This is a genomic window from Cryobacterium breve (assembly GCF_004402375.1).
Taxonomy (GTDB): Bacteria; Actinomycetota; Actinomycetes; order Actinomycetales; family Microbacteriaceae; genus Cryobacterium; species Cryobacterium breve.
Genome location: NZ_SOGJ01000005.1, coordinates 84,296 through 100,984, shown reverse-complemented (window position 1 = coordinate 100,984; position 16,689 = coordinate 84,296). Strand labels below are relative to the sequence as shown.

Below are 16,689 nucleotides of genomic sequence, written 5' to 3'. Positions count from 1 at the left end.
TGGCGGCCCGTTTTGTGTGTTCGGGGCAGGCGCGGGAATATCCCCGGGCCTGCCCCGGTTTCCCCGAACGATGTCTACTTCTGCGCTGAGCCTGTCCGTGCTCGATCTGATCCCCGTCCGCACACCCCAGAGCTCCGCTCAGGCGATCGCGGCGGCCGTGCGTCTAGCCCAGAGTGCTGACCGCCTCGGTTACACCCGGTATTGGGTCGCGGAGCACCACAATATGCAGGCGGTGGCGTCGACGAACCCGCCCGTGCTGATCGGCATCCTCGCGGCCCGGACCGAACGCATCCGAGTCGGCTCCGGGGGAGTCATGCTGCCCAACCACTCGCCGCTCGTGATCGCCGAGCAGTTCGGCATCCTCGAAGCGGCATTCCCCGGTCGCATAGATCTGGGGCTGGGCCGGGCACCCGGCAGTGACCCGATGATCACCGCGCTGCTGCGCGCGAGCGGAGCCGTGAGCGAGGTCGACGCGTTCCCGCGCAACATCGCCGACATCGCGGCGCTGCTTCACCCCGACGGGGCCTCGCTCAGCCTGACCTCCGGCCAAGAGTACGCACTGCACGCGACGCCCGCAGCCACCGGCATGCCCGAAATCTGGCTGCTCGGCTCCAGCGAGTATTCGGCTCGGCTCGCCGCCCGGCAGGGCATGCCCTACGTCTTCGCCAACCACTTTGCCGGGGACGGCACCACCCAGGCCCTCGAGCTCTACCGCCGCGGGTTCATGCCCAGTGAGACCCTCGGCGCACCTCGCACGATCCTCACCCTGAATGTGGCGGTCGCCGACACGAAGGCTGAGGCACTCGCCCTCGCGCTGCCGCAGATGCAGCAGATGGCGCGTTTGCGCTCGGGCCTTCCACTCGGTCCGCTCGCCACTGTGGAAGAGGCCGCGGCAGCGCCCATGACGCCGGCGCTGCTCGGCATGATCGACAGGATGGCCGCCACCTGGATCATCGACGAGCCCGTCGCCGCGGCCGCGCGCATCCGTGCCCTCGCGACGCAGTTCGGGGTCGACGAGGTCATGCTGCAGCCGATCGCCTCCGCGTACGCGGACGCGGACCCGTTGGCCTCACCGGCCCGCGAGCACACGCTCGAACTGCTCGCCGCGGCGCTGCTGGGCGGCAAGGTACCGGCCGACGAACTGGCCACGGCGGGCTAGGTCGGTCGCCGGCACGCGTTGTGGTGACTTCGTCCTGAACGAATTCGACGGAGACCTTGCCCTAGACGGCCGCAAAACCTCGAGAACGCTTCTTTTTGGATAGAATCTCCGTCGAATTGGTTCGACGCCGTCCGCGGGACTTTGTTGGCTCAGGCGTCCGGTTCCGTCATATCGACCACATGTGACTTGACGTGGGTCTTCAGCGCCTCGATGCCTTTGAGGGCCTCCGCCTTGGAGCGATAGCTCTCGGAGGTCGCGATCACTTCGCCGTTGTTGGCCTTCAGCCGAAACTGGAATCCGCCGGATCGTTCTGCGTAGAGCTCGTATTTTCCGCTCATCACACACTCATTTCCTCAACATTGAAAAACGTGGTCGGCAACACGGCCGTTGCAAAAACACTACCGCTCCCGGTGGCGCGCCCGGTGACCGTCGCCCGCGCGGACAGCTGACGGGCACCTGGGGCTCGAGAGTGGCGCTATGCGGCGCCGAGCAGGCGCAGCCCGGCCGCCGCGGCTGCGCCCGCAATGACCACGACCAGGAACGGCGCCTTCAGCCAGAGTGCGGTCGCCGCGGCCACGAGTGCACCGAGCCGGGCGTCGACGGTCAGCGCCTGGCCGGTGGCGAGGGCGTTCGCGGCGGTCAGGGAGGCGAGCAATCCGATCGTGAGCGTGCCGGCCACACGGGCGATCCGCGCATTGGTGAGCAACTTGCGCGGCACAAGGTATCCGAGCAGCTTCGTGAGGAACCCCGCCGCACAGGCCACTACGATCCAGAACCACACGCTCATCGGAGAGTCCCGGCGTTCGTCGCGCCGGACCGGTCGCCGAGATCGGGGTAGGGGTCGACGTCGGGCTCAAGACCCTTTCCGTCCGGTCCGTGCCGAAAGCCGAACCAGCCGATGCCGCCCGCGACGACGGCCGCCACCAGGATGGGCACACCCGGCGGAACGAACGGCACGGCCAGCACGGTCGCCAAGGCGCACACCACGGCGATCGTCCCGGCCTCCCTGGACCGCAGTCGAGGCCAGAGCAGGCCGAGGAACGCCGCGACCGCAGCCCCGTCGAGTCCCCACCGTTTCGGGTCACCGAGGGCGTCGCCTGCGAACGCGCCGACCAGGGTGAATGCATTCCAGAGCACGAAGATGCCCACGCCGGCCACCCAGAAACCCCTCCTCTGCTCGACCGGGTCGGTTTGCCCGGTGCTGGTGGCCAGCGACTCGTCGATGGTGACCTGGGCTGCGGCGACCCGGCGCCAGCCCCGCGGGTGCAGGAGCGCGTTCAGCTGCATGCCGTACACGGCGTTACGGATGCCGAGCAGTGCCGCCGCGCCCGCTGCCGCGGGTCCGCTGCCACCGCCGGCGATCACCCCGATGAACGCGAACTGGGAGCCCCCGGAGAACAGGAGCAGGCTCAGTACTGAGGTCTGCCAGACGTCGAGGCCGGAGGCAACCGACAGGGCGCCGAACGAGATGCCGTAGAGCCCCGTGGCCACCGCGATCGACAGGCCGACCCGGGCCCCGGGGGAGTGGCGGAGATCGGTGGGCACCGGTCAATGCTAGGGGGGCGGGCGCCGGTTGCGGGCCAGTGGGCAGCCGGTGCGAATCGTCTGGCCGGGCGGGGATACCCGGGGTGGGCCTAATATTGACCGGTACCCAACTGAACGGAAGCACCCAGTTATGAGCGTCTGGCGCACCAAAAGCATCGAAGCCTCCATGGCCGACTCCCTTGAGAAGGGCCACAGTCTCAAGCGCACGCTGGGCACCTGGGACCTCATGATCATGGGGGTGGCGGTCGCCGTGGGTGCCGGCATCTTCTCGGTCGGTGCAAAGGCGGCCGGAAGCTATGCCGGGCCATCCGTCACCCTGGCCTTCCTGCTCGCCGCGATCACCTGCGCGCTCGCCATCATGTGTTACGCGGAGTTCGCCTCTGCGGTTCCCGTGGCCGGGTCCGCGTACACCTTCACCTACGCGACCCTCGGTGAGCTGCTCGCCTGGATCATCGGCTGGGACCTCATCCTCGAGATGCTGACCGCCGCGGCCGTGATCGCCAAGTACTGGGGCATCTACCTCAGCGAGGTCTTCGAACTCTGGAACTGGGATGTCCCGGCCACGATCTCCGTGTTCGGTCTGCAGGTCAGCTGGGGTGCGTTTGTCATCGTCGCCATCTTCACCACCCTGCTGGTGCTCGGCACCAAGCTCTCCGCGCGCGTCGCCAGCATCTTCACCATCCTCAAGGTCGCGATCGTGCTGTTCGTGATCGTCGTCGGTGCCTTCTTCATCAACCCCAAGAACTACACGCCGTTCATCCCGGAGGCCGTGCCCTCCACGGGTGGCGACGGCGACGTCTGGATGCAGTCGCTCTTCTCGTTCATGACCGGAGCCCAGCCGGCCCAGTACGGCCTGTTCGGACTACTCGCCGGCGCATCACTGGTCTTCTTCGCGTTCATCGGCTTCGACGTGGTCGCGACCAGCGCCGAAGAGGTCAAGAACCCGCAGAAGACCCTGCCGCGCGGCATCTTCGCCGGCTTGGCCATCGTCACGGTCCTCTACCTCGGTGTCAGTCTTGTGCTCACGGGAATGGTGCCGTACACGGTTCTCGCCGACGATCCCAACGCCTCGCTCGCGACGGCGTTCATCTCGGTCGGCGCCGGCTGGGCCGCCCAGGTGATCTCGGTCGGCATCCTGGTGGGGCTGACCACCGTGATCATGGTGTTGCTGCTCGGCCTGTCCCGCGTGCTCTTCGCCATGAGCCGTGACGGCCTGCTGCCCCGCGGACTGAGCGTCACGTCGTCCAAGCGCGGCACCCCCGCCCGGGTGCAGATCATCTCCGGCGCCGCCGTGGCCCTGATCGCCGGGTTCACCGACGTGGGCGTGCTCGAGGAAATGATCAACATCGGCACGCTGTCGGCGTTCGTGCTGGTCAGCATCGCCGTGGTCGTGTTGCGCAAGAAGCGGCCCGACCTGCCCCGGGCGTTCAAGGTGCCGTTCTCGCCGTACCTGCCGATCCTCTCGGCGGTGCTGTGCTTCTGGCTGATGCTCAACCTCACGACGCTCACCTGGGTGCGCTTCGCGGTGTGGCTCGCGATCGGGATCGCGGTGTACTTCCTCTACGGACGTCGCCATTCGGTGGTCGGCATCGAGGCCAAGCGAGTCTTCGACGAAACGCTCCGCGAGGAGATCATCGCCGAGGAGAATTCCGCGCGAGGCAAGTAGCTGCGCCGCCATCCGCTCCTGCTTACGGTCACGACCGCCTACCTGGCGTTCGTCGGTTGGGTGACGCTCGGGCCGCAGCCGCTCGACAGCAGCAACAATGGGCTGCTGCTGCGGGCGCTCGGGTTCTTCGCCCGGCACGACTCCACCGACTGGATCACGTACGGTCGGGTCGAATTCGCCGCCAACATCGCCATGTTCATCCCGGTCGGGGTGTTCCTCCTGCTTCTGTTCGGCCGCCGGCTCTGGTGGCTGGCCATCGCGCTGGGCCTCCTGCTCACCGGCTCCATCGAGTTCACCCAGCAGTTCCTGCCGACCCGGTTTCCGGATGTGCGCGATCTGGTCGCGAACGGCAGCGGTGCCGCGCTCGGGGTGCTGATCGCCCTCGTTCAGACGATGTACCAGGTCGTGCGCCGTGACGAGGCCCGCCCGAGACGGGCCGCAGCGACCTACAGTCGGTAGAGGCGAGCCTCCCAGGGGCGCAGGGTGTGCGTGGGGGGTGCGGCGGCATCCGTTGCGGCCGGGTAGTTGGCCAGAATCAGGTGGGCAGCCGAGACGTCCACCGGCAGCGGGTCGGTGAGGGGGTCATCGGATGCGTTCGCCACCACGAGCAGCGTCTCATCACCCCGCCTGCGGGTGAAGGCGTAGAGCACTTCGTGGTCGGGTTCGAGCAGGGTGAAGTCGCCGAGGGCAACCACCGCGCTCTCATGACGGAGCGCGATCAGCTGTTGGTAGAAGCGGAACACGCTCCGTTCGCTCGCACGGTCGGCGGCAACGTTGACCCGGTCGCTGTTCGGGTTCACGGCCAGCCACGGCGTGCCGGTGGTGAAGCCGGCCTGTGCCGAGGCGTCCCACTGCATGGGGGTGCGCGCGTTGTCACGGCCCATGGTCTGCACGCCGGCGAGCACGGTGCCCGGATCCAGGTCGAACTCTTCCACGGCCTCGCGGTAGTGGTTGAGGGACTCGAGGTCGCGGTAGTCGTCGATGGAGTCGAAGTGCACATTCGTCATTCCGATCTCCTCGCCCTGGTAGATGTAGGGCGTGCCGCGGTGCAAGTGCAGCACCAGCGCCCACAGCGTCGCGGACTCGTAGCGCAAGGAGGTGTCGTTGCCGAAGCGCGACACGAGCCGGGGCTGGTCGTGGTTGTTCAGGTAGAGGCTGTTCCAGCCGGTCGCGGCCAGCCTCTCCTGCCAACGGGACAGGCTCTGCTTCAGCGCCGGCAGGTTGCGGGGAAGCACATCGAACTTATGCTCGCCCTGGTCGAGGCCGACATGCTCGAACTGGAATATCATGTCCACTTCGCGCCGAGCGGGGTCAGTGAACAGCAGAGCGTCATCCGTGCTCACGCCCGGCATCTCGCCGACGGTGAGGTGCTGGCCCGTGCGCCCGTCGAAGACCTCCCGGTGCATCTCCTGCAGGAAGTCGTGGATTTGCGGCCCCATCGGCGAGCCGCCGCCAGTGGCCGGGGCCGGCCCGTCGATCAGCTCGGCCTGCTTGGCGATGTAGTTGATCACGTCCATCCGGAAGCCGTCGACGCCGCGGTCCAGCCACCAGTTCATCATCGAGTAGATGGCCTGCCGCACCTCGGCGTTCTCCCAGTTGAGGTCAGGCTGCTGCCTCGCGAACAGGTGCAGGTAGTACTCGTCGGTGGTCGGATCCAGGGTCCAGGCCGGGCCGCTGAAGGCGCTGCCCCAGCCGTTGGGCAGGCTGCCGTTCGCCTCGGGCTTCCGCCACCAGTACCAGTCGCGCTTCGGGTTCGTCAGCGACGACTTCGACTCCTGGAACCAGGCGTGCTCGTCGCTGGTGTGGTTCACCACCAGGTCCATCACGATCTTGATGCCGCGTTCATGGGCCTCGGCGAGCAGCAGGTCGAACTCCGCCAGGCTGCCGAAGACCGGTTCGATGTCCTGGTAGTCGCTGATGTCATAGCCGTTGTCGTGCTGCGGTGACGGGTAGACGGGGGAGAGCCAGACCGCGTCGACTCCCAGCTCCGCAAGGTAGTCGAGCTTCGAACGGATGCCGCCGAGGTCGCCGATCCCGTCGCCGTCGGAGTCCGCGAAGCTGCGCGGGTACACCTGGTAGACGACGGCGCTGGTCCACCAGGGGACGCCGGTCGCGGGGGTGGACTCGGAGGTGGCCGTCCCGGCCGTTCGTGCGCTGGTTGTCATGCCTTCGATCCTCCCACCCGGCACTTCCGCCACCGAATAGAATCGGCCATGCGCGATGCGCGAGCGAGAGGCTGCACATGCAATTCGGAATCTTCACCGTCGGTGACCTGACGGTCAACCCCACGACCGGCCATGCTCCGACCGAGCACGATCGCATCACGGCCATGGTCGCCATCGCCCAGAAGGCGGAAGAGGTCGGACTCGACGTCTTCGCCGCCGGCGAGCACCACAACCCGCCGTTCGTGCCCTCCTCGCCCACCACGCTGCTCGGCTACATCGCCGCGAAGACCGAGCGCATCATCCTGTCCACGGCGACGACGCTGATCACGACCAACGACCCGGTGAAGATCGCCGAAGACTATGCCATGCTCCAGCACCTCTCCGGCGGCCGGGTCGACCTGATGCTCGGCCGCGGCAACACCGGCCCGGTCTACCCGTGGTTCGGCCAGGATCTCCGCCAGGGCATCCCGCTGGCGCTGGAGAACTACGCGTTGCTGCGCCGGCTGTGGCGCGAGGACGTCGTGGACTGGGAGGGCCAGTTCCGCACCCCGCTGCAGGGGTTCCAGTCGACGCCGCGACCCCTCGACGGTGTGCCGCCCTTCATCTGGCACGGCAGCATCCGCAGCCCGGAAATCGCCGAGCAGGCCGCGTACTACGGTGACGGTTTCTTCGCCAACAACATCTTCTGGCCCCGGGACCACTACCTCAAGCTGATCAGTCTGTACCGGGCCCGGTTCGAGCACTACGGCCACGGCCGCGCCGACCAAGCCATTGTGGGCCTCGGCGGCCAGGTCTTCATGCGCACGAACTCGCAGGACGCCGTCGACGAATTCCGGCCCTACTTCGACAACGCCCCTGTCTACGGCCACGGCCCGAGCCTCGAGGAATTCACCGAGCAGACACCGCTGACCGTCGGCAGCCCGCAGCAGGTCATCGATCGCTACGCGGGCATGCGCGACTACTTCGGCGACTACCAGCGCCAGCTGTTCCTGATGGACCACGCCGGACTGCCGCTGAAAACAGTGCTTGAGCAGCTCGACATCCTCGGCGGCGAGGTCGTGCCCGTGCTCCGGCGGGAGCTGGCTGCGAACCGGCCCGCGCACGTGCCCGACGCCCCGACGCACGCCACTCTCAGGGCCGACGCCGTGACTGGCCGGCTCTCGGCATCCGTCGCCCGACCCTGACCTATCCCGCGGAAGCAGACACCATGACCATCGCGCCACCTCGCTCCACAACGGATGCGCGCCGCGTCTTCTTCGACGCCCGACCCGCCGTCGCGGCGGTCGACCTCTCGGTGCGAATCGGCGGACTCACCCTAGCCAACCCGGTCATGCCGGCCTCGGGCTGCTTCGGCCCATCGCTCGGCCGGCTGATCCCGGTCACCGAGCTCGGAGCCGTGGTCACCAAGACCGTGTTCGGCACCCCGCGCGGCGGCAACCCGGCACACCGCCTGACCGAAATCCGAGCCGGGATGGTCAACAGCGTCGGCATTCCGAGCCTCGGGGCCGCGGGCTACCTGACCGGCCAACATCCGCTCTACCTGGCGCTCGGCGTGCCTGTGATCGTCAGCGTCGGCGGCCACCGCGCGAGCGAGTACGCTCCCGTCGTGCGTGATCTGCGAGGTGCGGGGGACGCCTACGAGCTCAACGTGTCCTGCCCCAACCTCGACCGCGACGGCACCGACATCGGCTCCGACCCCGACGCCATCGGCAAGGTCGTGCGCGCGGTGCGCCAGGAGACGGACAAGCCCGTGATCGTCAAGCTGCCCGTTCTCGTCTCGTCGATCACGGACTGCGCCCGCGCGGCAGAGGACGCCGGTGCCGACGCCGTCTGCGTGGCCAACTCCATCCCCGCCCTGCCTCTCGCCCCCGACACCCGCAGCCCCCTGCTCGGCAACGTGATCGGCGGATTGTCCGGCCCGAACATCCGCCCGATCGTGCTGCGGTTGGTCTGGCTGGCCTCCCGCGCGGTGCAGATCCCGGTGATCGCCTGCGGTGGCATCGAAACGGCCGACGACGCCCTCGACTACTTCTCGGTCGGCGCCCGCGCCGTGCAGGTGGGCACGGCCAGCTTCGGACGCCCGTTCGCCATGGTCGAAATCGCCCGCGCCCTGCAGGAACGCTGCCTGGCCGCCGAGGTCGCCGTTCTCGCCGAGCTGATCGAACTCTGGAGAGACTGATGCCCACCACCCCCACCGACACATCGGCGGTCACCGGTACCCCCGTGACCGTCGCCCGCGCCGCCCTCGATGCCCTGCGCCGCCAACAGGCGTTCGCCGCCGCGGACGAGGCCGCGCTCGACGGCCTGATCGCGGTGCGCCCGCCCGCACGGATGCCTCGGCCCGACCCGGTGTGGGACGACGCCGTCGTTCTCGTCCACGATGTCGTGGGGGAGCGGTACCGCCGCCTCGTGCTGGCCACCGACACCATTGCGACGACCGCCCTCGCCGGACAGTTCCTGATGATCACCGTGCCGTCGCGGGGCGGGGAGCGTATCCTGCTCCCGCGTCCGATGGCCATCCACCGCCGGCACCCGGAGCAAGGCACCGTTGAGGTCATCTACGGCGTGGCCGGCCGCGGCACCACCGCGCTCGTCGACGTGGCCGTGGGCGAGAGCCTCCTGGTCACGGGGCCACTCGGCCGCGGCTTCGAGTTCCCCTGTCCCGCCGAGCCGGATGCCGCCGAGGCATCCGGCACCGAGCCACAGCCGGCCCGCACGGCGCTGATGATCGGCCGAGGAGTCGGCGTCTGCGCCATCATGGGCTCGGTCGAAGACGCAGCCGCCCAGGGCGTCGTCGCCACCGTCGTGCTCAGCGGACGGTCGTGGGCCAACCTGATCGGCCTTTCCGACTGCGCCGAACTGGGTGCCACGGTCATCCCGGTCACCGACGACGACGGCTCGAGCGCCCTGCCGGCGCTCGGCGAACTCCTGCGCGGGCTGTTCGCGGCCACCCCGCCCGACGTGATCCTGGTCTGCGGCGCCGGTGTTCTCGCCCGCCTGGCCGCCGAGCTCGGCGACGAATGGGGTGTGCCGGTGCAGGTCTCGCTCGAAGCTCACATGGCCTGCGGGCTCGGTTACTGTCACGGATGCGCCGCGCCCGTCGCCACGGATCCTGCCGTCGAGGGGCCGCTGGTCTGCGTCGACGGCCCGGTGTTCGACGCGGTGCTTCCGATTGCAGCCCCGGCCGGGGGCGACAACGTGGCAGGCTGAACGTGTTCTGTTAGGATCGAAAAGGTCAATCTTAGGAATGACCGAGCACAACCCTGCACAATACGGAGAGACCGGCAGCACGCTGGTCCTCGGTGGTGGTTTCCCAACTGGCCCGCAACAGCCGTGGTTGGTGAATTTCTACTGGTGGCCAGCACTCGCACCGTCTTCTCCGCGTCCAGCTCGCGCGCCATACGGGCAACCGAGTCTTCGTCGCCAGAATGGCGAGAAGCAGAAAACCAAAGGAGAGAACCCCCATATGGAGGGTCCAGAAATCACGTTCGCCGAAACCGTCATCGATAACGGCAAGTACGGCACTCGCACCATCCGTTTCGAGACCGGGCGTCTCGCCCAGCAGGCGCAGGGCTCTGCCGCCGCCTACATCGACGAAGAGACCATGCTTCTCTCCGCCACGAGCGCCAGCAAGCAGCCGAAGGAGAACTTCGACTTCTTCCCCCTCACCATCGACGTCGAAGAGCGCATGTACGCCGCCGGTCGCATCCCGGGCAGCTTCTTCCGTCGCGAAGGTCGCCCGTCGACCGAGGCGATCCTCACCTGCCGTCTGATCGACCGGCCGCTGCGCCCGTCGTTCGTCGACGGACTCCGCAACGAGATTCAGGTTGTCGTCACCGTTCTGGCCATCGCGCCCGACGAATACTACGACGTGCTCGCGATCAACGCGGCGTCGATGTCGACCCAGCTCGCCGGCCTCCCCTTCTCGGGCCCGATCGGTGGCGTTCGCGTCGCCCTCATCCCCGACGAGAACGGCTCCGGCCAGTGGGTTGCCTTCCCGAAGCACTCGCAGATCGTCGACGCCGTGTTCAGCATGGTCGTCGCCGGCCGCGTTGTGACCGACGCCAACGGCGCGCAGGATGTCGCGATCATGATGATCGAGGCCGAAGCCACCGACAACGCCTGGGAGCTCATCAAGGGCGGCGCCATCAAGCCGAACGAAGAGGTCATCGCCGAGGGCATCGAAGCCTCGAAGCCCTTCATCAAGCAGCTCATCGAAGCGCAGCAGAAGGTTGCCGCCTCGGCCGCCAAGCCGACCGGCGCCTACCCGGTGTTCCCGTCGTACCAGCCGGCCACCTACGACGCCGTCGCCGCTCTCGCGTTCGAACAGCTCAAGGGCGTCTACCAGATCGCCGACAAGATCGAGCGCCAGAATGCGGATGACGCACTCAAGGCATCCGTCAAGGCCGCCGTCGCAGCCCAGGTCGAGGCCGGCCAGCTCGACGCCGGCGCCAACAACCAGGTTTCCGCAGCGTACAAGTCGGTGACCAAGCTCGTCGTGCGCTCACGCGTACTCAACGAGGGCATCCGCATCGACGGCCGTGGACTCGCGGACATCCGCCCGCTCGACGCCGAGGTAGCCATCATCCCGCGCGTGCACGGTTCGGCGATCTTCCAGCGCGGCGAGACCCAGATCCTGGGCGTCACCACGCTGAACATGCTCAAGCTCGAGCAGACGATCGACTCCCTGAGCCCGGTCACCAAGAAGCGCTACATGCACAACTACAACTTCCCGCCCTACTCGACCGGTGAAACCGGCCGAGTCGGAACGCCGAAGCGCCGCGAGATCGGCCACGGTGCGCTCGCTGAGCGTGCCCTGGTCCCCGTGCTGCCGACGCGCGAGGAATTCCCCTACGCCATCCGTCAGGTCTCCGAGGCGCTCAGCTCCAACGGTTCCACCTCGATGGGTTCCGTCTGCGCCTCGACCCTGTCGCTGCTCAACGCCGGTGTGCCGCTGCGCGCACCCGTTGCCGGCATCGCCATGGGCCTCATCTCCGACACCGTCGACGGCAAGACCCGCTACGCGGCTCTCACCGACATCCTCGGTGCCGAAGATGCGCTCGGCGACATGGACTTCAAGGTGGCCGGCACGAGCGAGTTCGTCACGGCGATCCAGCTCGACACGAAGCTCGACGGCATCCCGGCGTCCGTTCTCGCCGGCGCGCTCACTCAGGCCAAGGACGCTCGCGCGACCATCCTGGCCGTGCTGAACGCCGCCATCGACCGTCCCGACGAGATGGCACCGACCGCGCCCCGCGTGATCAGCGTGCAGATCCCCGTCGACAAGATCGGCGAGCTGATCGGCCCGAAGGGCAAGACGATCAACGCCATCCAAGACCAGACCGGCGCCGACATCTCCATTGAGGAGGACGGCACGGTGTACATCGGCGCCGTTGACGGACCGTCGGCCGAGGCCGCTCGCGCCCAGGTCAACGCCATCGCCAACCCGACCAACCCGGAGATCGGCGAGCAGTTCCTCGGAACCGTCGTCAAGATCGCCGCGTTCGGCGCGTTCGTGTCCCTGCTCCCGGGCAAGGACGGACTGCTGCACATCAGCGAGGTCCGCAAGCTCGCCGGTGGCAAGCGGGTCGAAAACGTCGAAGACGTGCTCGGCGTGGGCCAGAAGGTCCTCGTGGAGATCACCAAGATTGACGACCGTGGCAAGCTTTCGCTCGCCCCGGTCCTCGACGAGTCGGCTGAGGCCGGCACCGAGGACGCTCCGGTTTCGACCGAGGCGTAGTCCGCTCGATCTACCGACAACCTCTCGCCAGGTTAGTCGGCTAGACGGAAAGCCCGTCTTGCTCCGGCAGGGCGGGCTTTTTGCATCCCGCAGTGTTCGAACGCTCGCCCCCGATGCCGCGAAAGCGCAGAATGTGTCCTTCACGTGGAGCGAGGGGGCACATTGTGCGCTCTCGCGAGTACCCGATCTGACGGGCGATGCTGTCCCTGCGGCAGAAGACCAGAACCTATTTGAAAGTATTACAGGTTAGCGATATGATCAGACTGTGACGATGACCGGACTACCCATGGCTCAATTGAAGTCTGACCTCTTCAAGGCTCTTGGGCACCCATTGCGGGTGCAGGTTCTGGAGCAGTTGGCCGGCGGGGAGCGCTCCGTCGGCAGCCTGGCCGAGGTGCTCGGGGCCGAACTGTCGAATCTGTCCCAGCAACTGGGGGTCTTGCGCCGTGCCGGCGTGGTCGTCACCCGGCGCGACGGCAACACCATCTTCTACGCCCTGCGCGACCCGGGCGTCGCCGAACTTCTGGCCATCTCCAAACGGATGTTGGTGTCTAGCCTCGAAGACTCCCACGCCCTGCTCCGCACCATCGAGCAAGACTCGCAGTAGCCCGAGCCTGAGCCCGACACCGGGCTTTCGCGAACGCGTCGCTACAGGTCGTTGCCGGCGTAGGACTGGTTAAAGCTCTTGTTCACGAGGGGGAAGTCGGGCACGATCGTCTCGGCCAGAGCCACCGGCAGTGCCGGCCAGTTGAAGTAGGACGGGTCGACGACCTTGAGCCGGCTGACGGTGCCGTCTTGGTGAAGTTCGACCCGGTGGCAGATCGTTCCGCGCCAGCCCTCGACGAGGGCGAGGCCGCTGTAGGCATCCGTCGACGACGGCGCCGGCCAGGGAGAACCCGCCGCCGCGGCCGCGCCGCCGCGGTGTGCACCCAGACGACGGATCAGGTCGATCGCAACCGCGATGGACACCTCGAACTCGCCGGCCCGTACCCGGTATCGGCTGAGCACGTCGCCTCCCGTATCGGTGACCACGTGAAAGTGCTTTCCGAGGTCGACGAACGGGTGGTCGCGGCGGGCGTCGGCGTCGATCCCGGATGCCCGCGCCACATAGCCCAGCGTGCCCATGGCCTCAGCTTGGCTGGTGGGCAGCGGGGCGGTGCCGGTGAACCGGTCCCGCACGATGGCGTGGCCGAGGGTGATGGCGATGATCTCCTGCACGTCCGCAGCCACGGCGCGGAGGACGTCGGGATCGGGCAGGGTGAGCACGCTGACCCCGCCCACTGACAGTGCCCCGCGCAGGAAGCGGTGTCCGGTGACGGCCTTATTGAGGCGCAACAGTGTCTCGCGCAGCCGCTGGGCGTGCGAGTTGACAACGCTGAACCCCACGTCGTTGGCGAGCGAGCCGAGGTCGGAGACGTGGTTGTAGAGGCGCTCGAGTTCCAGCAGTAGGGCACGCAGCATCCGGTCGGGTTCGGAGACCTCGATGCCGGAGGCCGCCTCGATCGCCATCAGGTAGGTCAGGGTGTGGCCGATCACGGTGTCGCCGGCGATCTGCTCGGCCAGCGCGATGCCTTCACTGGGGCTGCGGCCTTCGAAGAGCCGCTCGACTCCGCGGTGCATGTACCACTGACGGGCTTCCATCCGCACGATGGTCTCACCGACCACGGAGAAGCGGAAGTGGCCAGGGTCGATGATGCCGGCGTGGATGGGCCCGACGGCGATCTCATAGACTCCGGGGCCCTCGACCTCCACGAAGGGGAAGGACTCCACATCGGGTTCGAATTCGGGGGTGACCCGTGCATCCTTCCGCATCGGGTACCAGCCGCGGGGCCAGTGCCCGTGCCGCACGAGCCGATAGGGCTGAGGGTGGTTCGCCGGGCGCACGCCGAACAGGTCCCGGGTGCCGCGCTCGAAGTTGCCGGCCGGGAACGAGAGGTCGGCCAGGCTTGGAATCCACGCGTCGTCGTAGGGCACCGGCACGACGAGGTCGATCTGGCGCCGCGGGTAGACGGCAACGAAGGAGTAGACCACGCGCAGCCGGTGACCGTCGTCGTGGCAGGCCACGAGCGCGAGGCGGTTGCCCTCGGTGAGCAATGTGGCGACTTCGTCCCGCAGTTCGTCGCGGCTGAGGGTGCGCACCTCGGGGGAGGCAGCCGACAGCGGGCTCGGATTCGTCATTGGATTCCTCCCAGTACCTCGGCTGCACGCGTCAGGAGCGTGCCGACCGGTTCGGCGATGAACGCCACCACCGCGGTGGTGCCGAGCGCGAGGATCAGCGGCAGCATCGGCCCATGGCCCGACCGGTCGGGCACGATGGGCTCTTCCGGGATCGACTCGGTGTCGGCCAGGGTGACGGATGCGTCGGCGTCGACGCGAGGGAAGACTCCGGTCAGGGCTGCCGCCGACACTGCCGGCACCGCCGCGGCAGCAGCCGCGGAAGCCGCCGCCGCAACCGTCCCCGCAGGAGCACCGATCGTCATGGCCACCGTCAACCGGGTCAGGCTGGCGAAGATGACGAGCAGCAGCACCAGCGCGATGCCGGCGACCAGACCCATGCCGGTCGAATAGCCGGCCACGATGATGCTGACCTCGGAGAAGAAAATGCTGAATGGGGGGAACCCGATCAGTGCGGCCATCGCGATCAGCCACGGCACGGCCAATCCCGGTCGGCGCACGAGCAGTGCGCGCACGTCGTCGATTTTCGGCGTGCCCTCGACCTCGAGGATGCGCCCGGAGATCACGAACAGCGTGGCCTTGGTCAGCCCGTGGCCGAGCACGTACAGCAGCACGGCCGGCAGGGCTGCCGCGCCGATGGCCGCGCCCACGGCCATCATGCCCATGTGCTCGATGCTGGAGTAGGCCAGCATCCGTTTGAAGTCCCGCTGGCGGATCAGCAGCGCCGCCGCAACGAAGAGCGAGAGGAGTCCACCCACGCTGAGCATGATGCGCAGGAAGTCCGGGCCGATCACGGCATCGGTGATGGTCTGGATGCGCAGAATGGCATAGAGGGCGACCGCGAGCAACACCCCCGACATGAGCCCGGAGACGGGGGCGGGGGCCTGGCTGTGCGCGTCGGGCAGCCAGCTGTGCATGGGGGCGAGTCCGGCCTTGGTGGCGAAGCCGAGCACCGCGAGGGCGCCACCGGCACGCATCAGCGCGGGGTCGAGCGGTAGGCCGGCCCGGCTGAGCACCAGCCAGGACAGGGTGGCCTCGCCCGTGCCGCGGGAGGCGGCGTAGATGAGCACGATGCCGAGCAGAGCGATCGCCACGCCGACGGAGCCGAGGATGACATATTTCCAGGCGGCCTCCAGCGAGCGGGGCGTGCGGTGGTGGCCCACCAGGAAGGCCGTGGCGATGGTGGTGGCTTCGACTGCGGCCCACATCAGGCCGATGTTGTCGGCGAGCACCGCGAGGCTCATGGCGGCCAGGAAGATCGAGATCAGGGCGTCGTAGGAGCCGGTGAACCGGCCGGGCACGGCGGTGGCATGGCCGAACCCACCCCAGGTGGAGACGAGGCCGACGGCGCCGACGACCGTGAGCATGTAGGCGCTCAGCGCGTCGGCGCGGAGCAGACCGTCGCCGAGCGTGGGCACCTGGTCGGCGAGCACGACGCTCACCAGCAGCAGGCCCGAGACGAGCACGACGACGCTGGCGGCGACAGGGCTGAGCCGGCGCACCGCGGGGGAGGGCGCGACGAGGCTGAGCACGGCGAGGAGGGCCGGGAGGGCCAGGGGTGTCCAGAGGGCGAATGACATCAGTCGTGTAACTTTCTGAGCTGATCGATCTCGGTGTTGCCGAACTTGTTGCGCATACGGCCGGCGAAGACGTAGAGGATGACGACGACCAGCAGTACGTCGAGGGAGATGCCGAGTTCGAGGAAGAGCGGCACGCCGCCCGAGGTCAGGAACGCGACCGTGGCGATGCCGTTGTCGAGCACCAGGAAGCCGATCAGCTGTGATCCGGCCTGCCGGCGGGTTACCAGGAGGAGGAATCCGATCAACACCATGGCGAGGCCGATCGGGGCCGCATGGGCGGAGATGCTGGTCTCGCCGGCGAGCAAGCGGCTGGCCACGACGTAGCTGAGGATGGTCAGCAGCGCCACGGTGAGCAGGGCCGCCGTCGGGTTGAGGCGCGGCGCCTCATCCGTTCTCGTGGTGGCGTGCGTCTCTCGGGCGAGCACCCAGGGCAGGGCCACGCCCTTGACCAGGAGCACGAGCACGGAGACAAGGATCACCTCGATCTCGCCCTCCTCCAGGCCGATCACGGCGACCAGCGCGGCCAGCGCGAAGCCCTGCACGCTGAGCAGCCGGATCGACGCCAGCAGCGAGTGCCGCCAGACCATCAGGGCGCTGGTGAGTAGCAGCGTGCCGGTGCAGAGGCCGATCAGCTGCGGGTAGATGGTGGTGAACACGGA

Annotated in this window: 15 protein-coding genes; 8 read left to right on the top strand and 7 right to left on the bottom strand. The window is 68.0% G+C overall.

What is annotated here, in order from left to right; translation table 11 throughout:
- The first annotated feature begins 70 nt into the window (after positions 1 to 70).
- Positions 71 to 1,159, top strand: a complete 1,089-nt coding sequence (locus E3O65_RS01235; RefSeq protein ID WP_134361937.1) for an LLM class flavin-dependent oxidoreductase — start codon at positions 71 to 73, stop codon at positions 1,157 to 1,159.
- Between the two features lie 149 nt (positions 1,160 to 1,308).
- On the opposite strand, the gene E3O65_RS01230 is transcribed toward E3O65_RS01235, so the two are convergent.
- The 3 genes from E3O65_RS01230 to E3O65_RS01220 form a co-directional block, all read right to left on the bottom strand.
- Positions 1,309 to 1,497, bottom strand: coding sequence for a YegP family protein (locus E3O65_RS01230; RefSeq protein WP_134361936.1), 189 nt, complete (start codon positions 1,495 to 1,497; stop codon positions 1,309 to 1,311).
- A gap of 137 nt (positions 1,498 to 1,634) precedes the next feature.
- On the bottom strand, positions 1,635 to 1,946 hold the full coding sequence (locus tag E3O65_RS01225; protein WP_134361935.1) for an AzlD domain-containing protein: 312 nt from the start codon (positions 1,944 to 1,946) through the stop codon (positions 1,635 to 1,637).
- A complete protein-coding gene (locus E3O65_RS01220) occupies positions 1,943 to 2,704 on the bottom strand; it encodes an AzlC family ABC transporter permease (protein WP_134361934.1) in 762 nt (253 codons plus the stop codon). Before E3O65_RS01220 ends, E3O65_RS01225 begins: the two co-directional genes overlap by 4 nt.
- A gap of 130 nt (positions 2,705 to 2,834) precedes the next feature.
- Between E3O65_RS01220 and E3O65_RS01215 the strand changes: the two genes are divergently transcribed.
- The gene (locus tag E3O65_RS01215; RefSeq protein ID WP_134361933.1) at positions 2,835 to 4,370 is read left to right on the top strand and encodes an amino acid permease; all 1,536 of its coding nucleotides are present in this window, start codon (positions 2,835 to 2,837) and stop codon (positions 4,368 to 4,370) included.
- Positions 4,371 to 4,829 (top strand): VanZ family protein, encoded by a 459-nt coding sequence (locus tag E3O65_RS01210; protein ID WP_134361932.1) that lies wholly within the window; start codon positions 4,371 to 4,373, stop codon positions 4,827 to 4,829. It abuts the gene before it with no gap.
- Here E3O65_RS01210 and E3O65_RS01205 read toward each other — a convergent pair.
- Positions 4,817 to 6,535 (bottom strand): glycoside hydrolase family 13 protein, encoded by a 1,719-nt coding sequence (locus E3O65_RS01205; RefSeq protein ID WP_134361931.1) that lies wholly within the window; start codon positions 6,533 to 6,535, stop codon positions 4,817 to 4,819. The genes E3O65_RS01210 and E3O65_RS01205 overlap by 13 nt on opposite strands.
- 77 nt (positions 6,536 to 6,612) lie before the next feature.
- On the opposite strand from E3O65_RS01205, the gene E3O65_RS01200 reads away from it, so the two are divergent.
- From E3O65_RS01200 to E3O65_RS01180, 5 genes are all read left to right on the top strand, one after another.
- Positions 6,613 to 7,719, top strand: coding sequence for an LLM class flavin-dependent oxidoreductase (locus tag E3O65_RS01200; protein WP_134361930.1), 1,107 nt, complete (start codon positions 6,613 to 6,615; stop codon positions 7,717 to 7,719).
- Between the two features lie 23 nt (positions 7,720 to 7,742).
- Positions 7,743 to 8,714, top strand: a complete 972-nt coding sequence (locus E3O65_RS01195) for a dihydroorotate dehydrogenase (protein ID WP_134361929.1) — start codon at positions 7,743 to 7,745, stop codon at positions 8,712 to 8,714.
- Positions 8,714 to 9,745 (top strand): iron-sulfur cluster-binding protein, encoded by a 1,032-nt coding sequence (locus tag E3O65_RS01190; RefSeq protein WP_198411634.1) that lies wholly within the window; start codon positions 8,714 to 8,716, stop codon positions 9,743 to 9,745. Before E3O65_RS01195 ends, E3O65_RS01190 begins: the two co-directional genes overlap by 1 nt.
- A 256-nt stretch (positions 9,746 to 10,001) precedes the next feature.
- Positions 10,002 to 12,275, top strand: a complete 2,274-nt coding sequence (locus tag E3O65_RS01185) for a polyribonucleotide nucleotidyltransferase (protein WP_134361928.1) — start codon at positions 10,002 to 10,004, stop codon at positions 12,273 to 12,275.
- A gap of 271 nt (positions 12,276 to 12,546) precedes the next feature.
- On the top strand, positions 12,547 to 12,882 hold the full coding sequence (locus E3O65_RS01180) for an ArsR/SmtB family transcription factor (protein ID WP_134361927.1): 336 nt from the start codon (positions 12,547 to 12,549) through the stop codon (positions 12,880 to 12,882).
- A gap of 41 nt (positions 12,883 to 12,923) precedes the next feature.
- On the opposite strand, the gene E3O65_RS01175 is transcribed toward E3O65_RS01180, so the two are convergent.
- Genes E3O65_RS01175 through E3O65_RS01165 form a run of 3 tightly spaced genes read right to left on the bottom strand, consistent with a single transcriptional unit; the run spans position 12,924 to position 16,686 of the window.
- Positions 12,924 to 14,453: a hydrogenase large subunit gene (locus E3O65_RS01175; RefSeq protein WP_134361926.1), complete on the bottom strand. Its 1,530-nt coding sequence runs from the start codon at positions 14,451 to 14,453 to the stop codon at positions 12,924 to 12,926.
- Positions 14,450 to 16,030 (bottom strand): proton-conducting transporter transmembrane domain-containing protein, encoded by a 1,581-nt coding sequence (locus E3O65_RS01170; protein ID WP_198411633.1) that lies wholly within the window; start codon positions 16,028 to 16,030, stop codon positions 14,450 to 14,452. The genes E3O65_RS01175 and E3O65_RS01170 overlap by 4 nt, the downstream gene beginning before the upstream one ends.
- Positions 16,030 to 16,686, bottom strand: coding sequence for a hypothetical protein (locus tag E3O65_RS01165; RefSeq protein WP_134361925.1), 657 nt, complete (start codon positions 16,684 to 16,686; stop codon positions 16,030 to 16,032). Before E3O65_RS01165 ends, E3O65_RS01170 begins: the two co-directional genes overlap by 1 nt.
- Positions 16,687 to 16,689: the final 3 nt, after the last annotated feature.

What these genes read in the sequence shown, in the direction of transcription:
- E3O65_RS01190 (WP_198411634.1), top strand. Translation starts at nt 8,714, where the DNA reads ATGCCCACCACCCCCACCGACACATCGGCGGTCACCGGTACCCCCGTG.
- E3O65_RS01170 (WP_198411633.1), bottom strand. Translation starts at nt 16,030, where the DNA reads ATGTCATTCGCCCTCTGGACACCCCTGGCCCTCCCGGCCCTCCTCGCC.
- E3O65_RS01195 (WP_134361929.1), top strand. Translation starts at nt 7,743, where the DNA reads ATGACCATCGCGCCACCTCGCTCCACAACGGATGCGCGCCGCGTCTTC.
- E3O65_RS01175 (WP_134361926.1), bottom strand. Translation starts at nt 14,453, where the DNA reads ATGACGAATCCGAGCCCGCTGTCGGCTGCCTCCCCCGAGGTGCGCACC.
- E3O65_RS01200 (WP_134361930.1), top strand. Translation starts at nt 6,613, where the DNA reads ATGCAATTCGGAATCTTCACCGTCGGTGACCTGACGGTCAACCCCACG.
- E3O65_RS01225 (WP_134361935.1), bottom strand. Translation starts at nt 1,946, where the DNA reads ATGAGCGTGTGGTTCTGGATCGTAGTGGCCTGTGCGGCGGGGTTCCTC.
- E3O65_RS01205 (WP_134361931.1), bottom strand. Translation starts at nt 6,535, where the DNA reads ATGACAACCAGCGCACGAACGGCCGGGACGGCCACCTCCGAGTCCACC.
- E3O65_RS01215 (WP_134361933.1), top strand. Translation starts at nt 2,835, where the DNA reads ATGAGCGTCTGGCGCACCAAAAGCATCGAAGCCTCCATGGCCGACTCC.
- E3O65_RS01180 (WP_134361927.1), top strand. Translation starts at nt 12,547, where the DNA reads ATGACCGGACTACCCATGGCTCAATTGAAGTCTGACCTCTTCAAGGCT.
- E3O65_RS01230 (WP_134361936.1), bottom strand. Translation starts at nt 1,497, where the DNA reads ATGAGCGGAAAATACGAGCTCTACGCAGAACGATCCGGCGGATTCCAG.
- E3O65_RS01235 (WP_134361937.1), top strand. Translation starts at nt 71, where the DNA reads ATGTCTACTTCTGCGCTGAGCCTGTCCGTGCTCGATCTGATCCCCGTC.
- E3O65_RS01185 (WP_134361928.1), top strand. Translation starts at nt 10,002, where the DNA reads ATGGAGGGTCCAGAAATCACGTTCGCCGAAACCGTCATCGATAACGGC.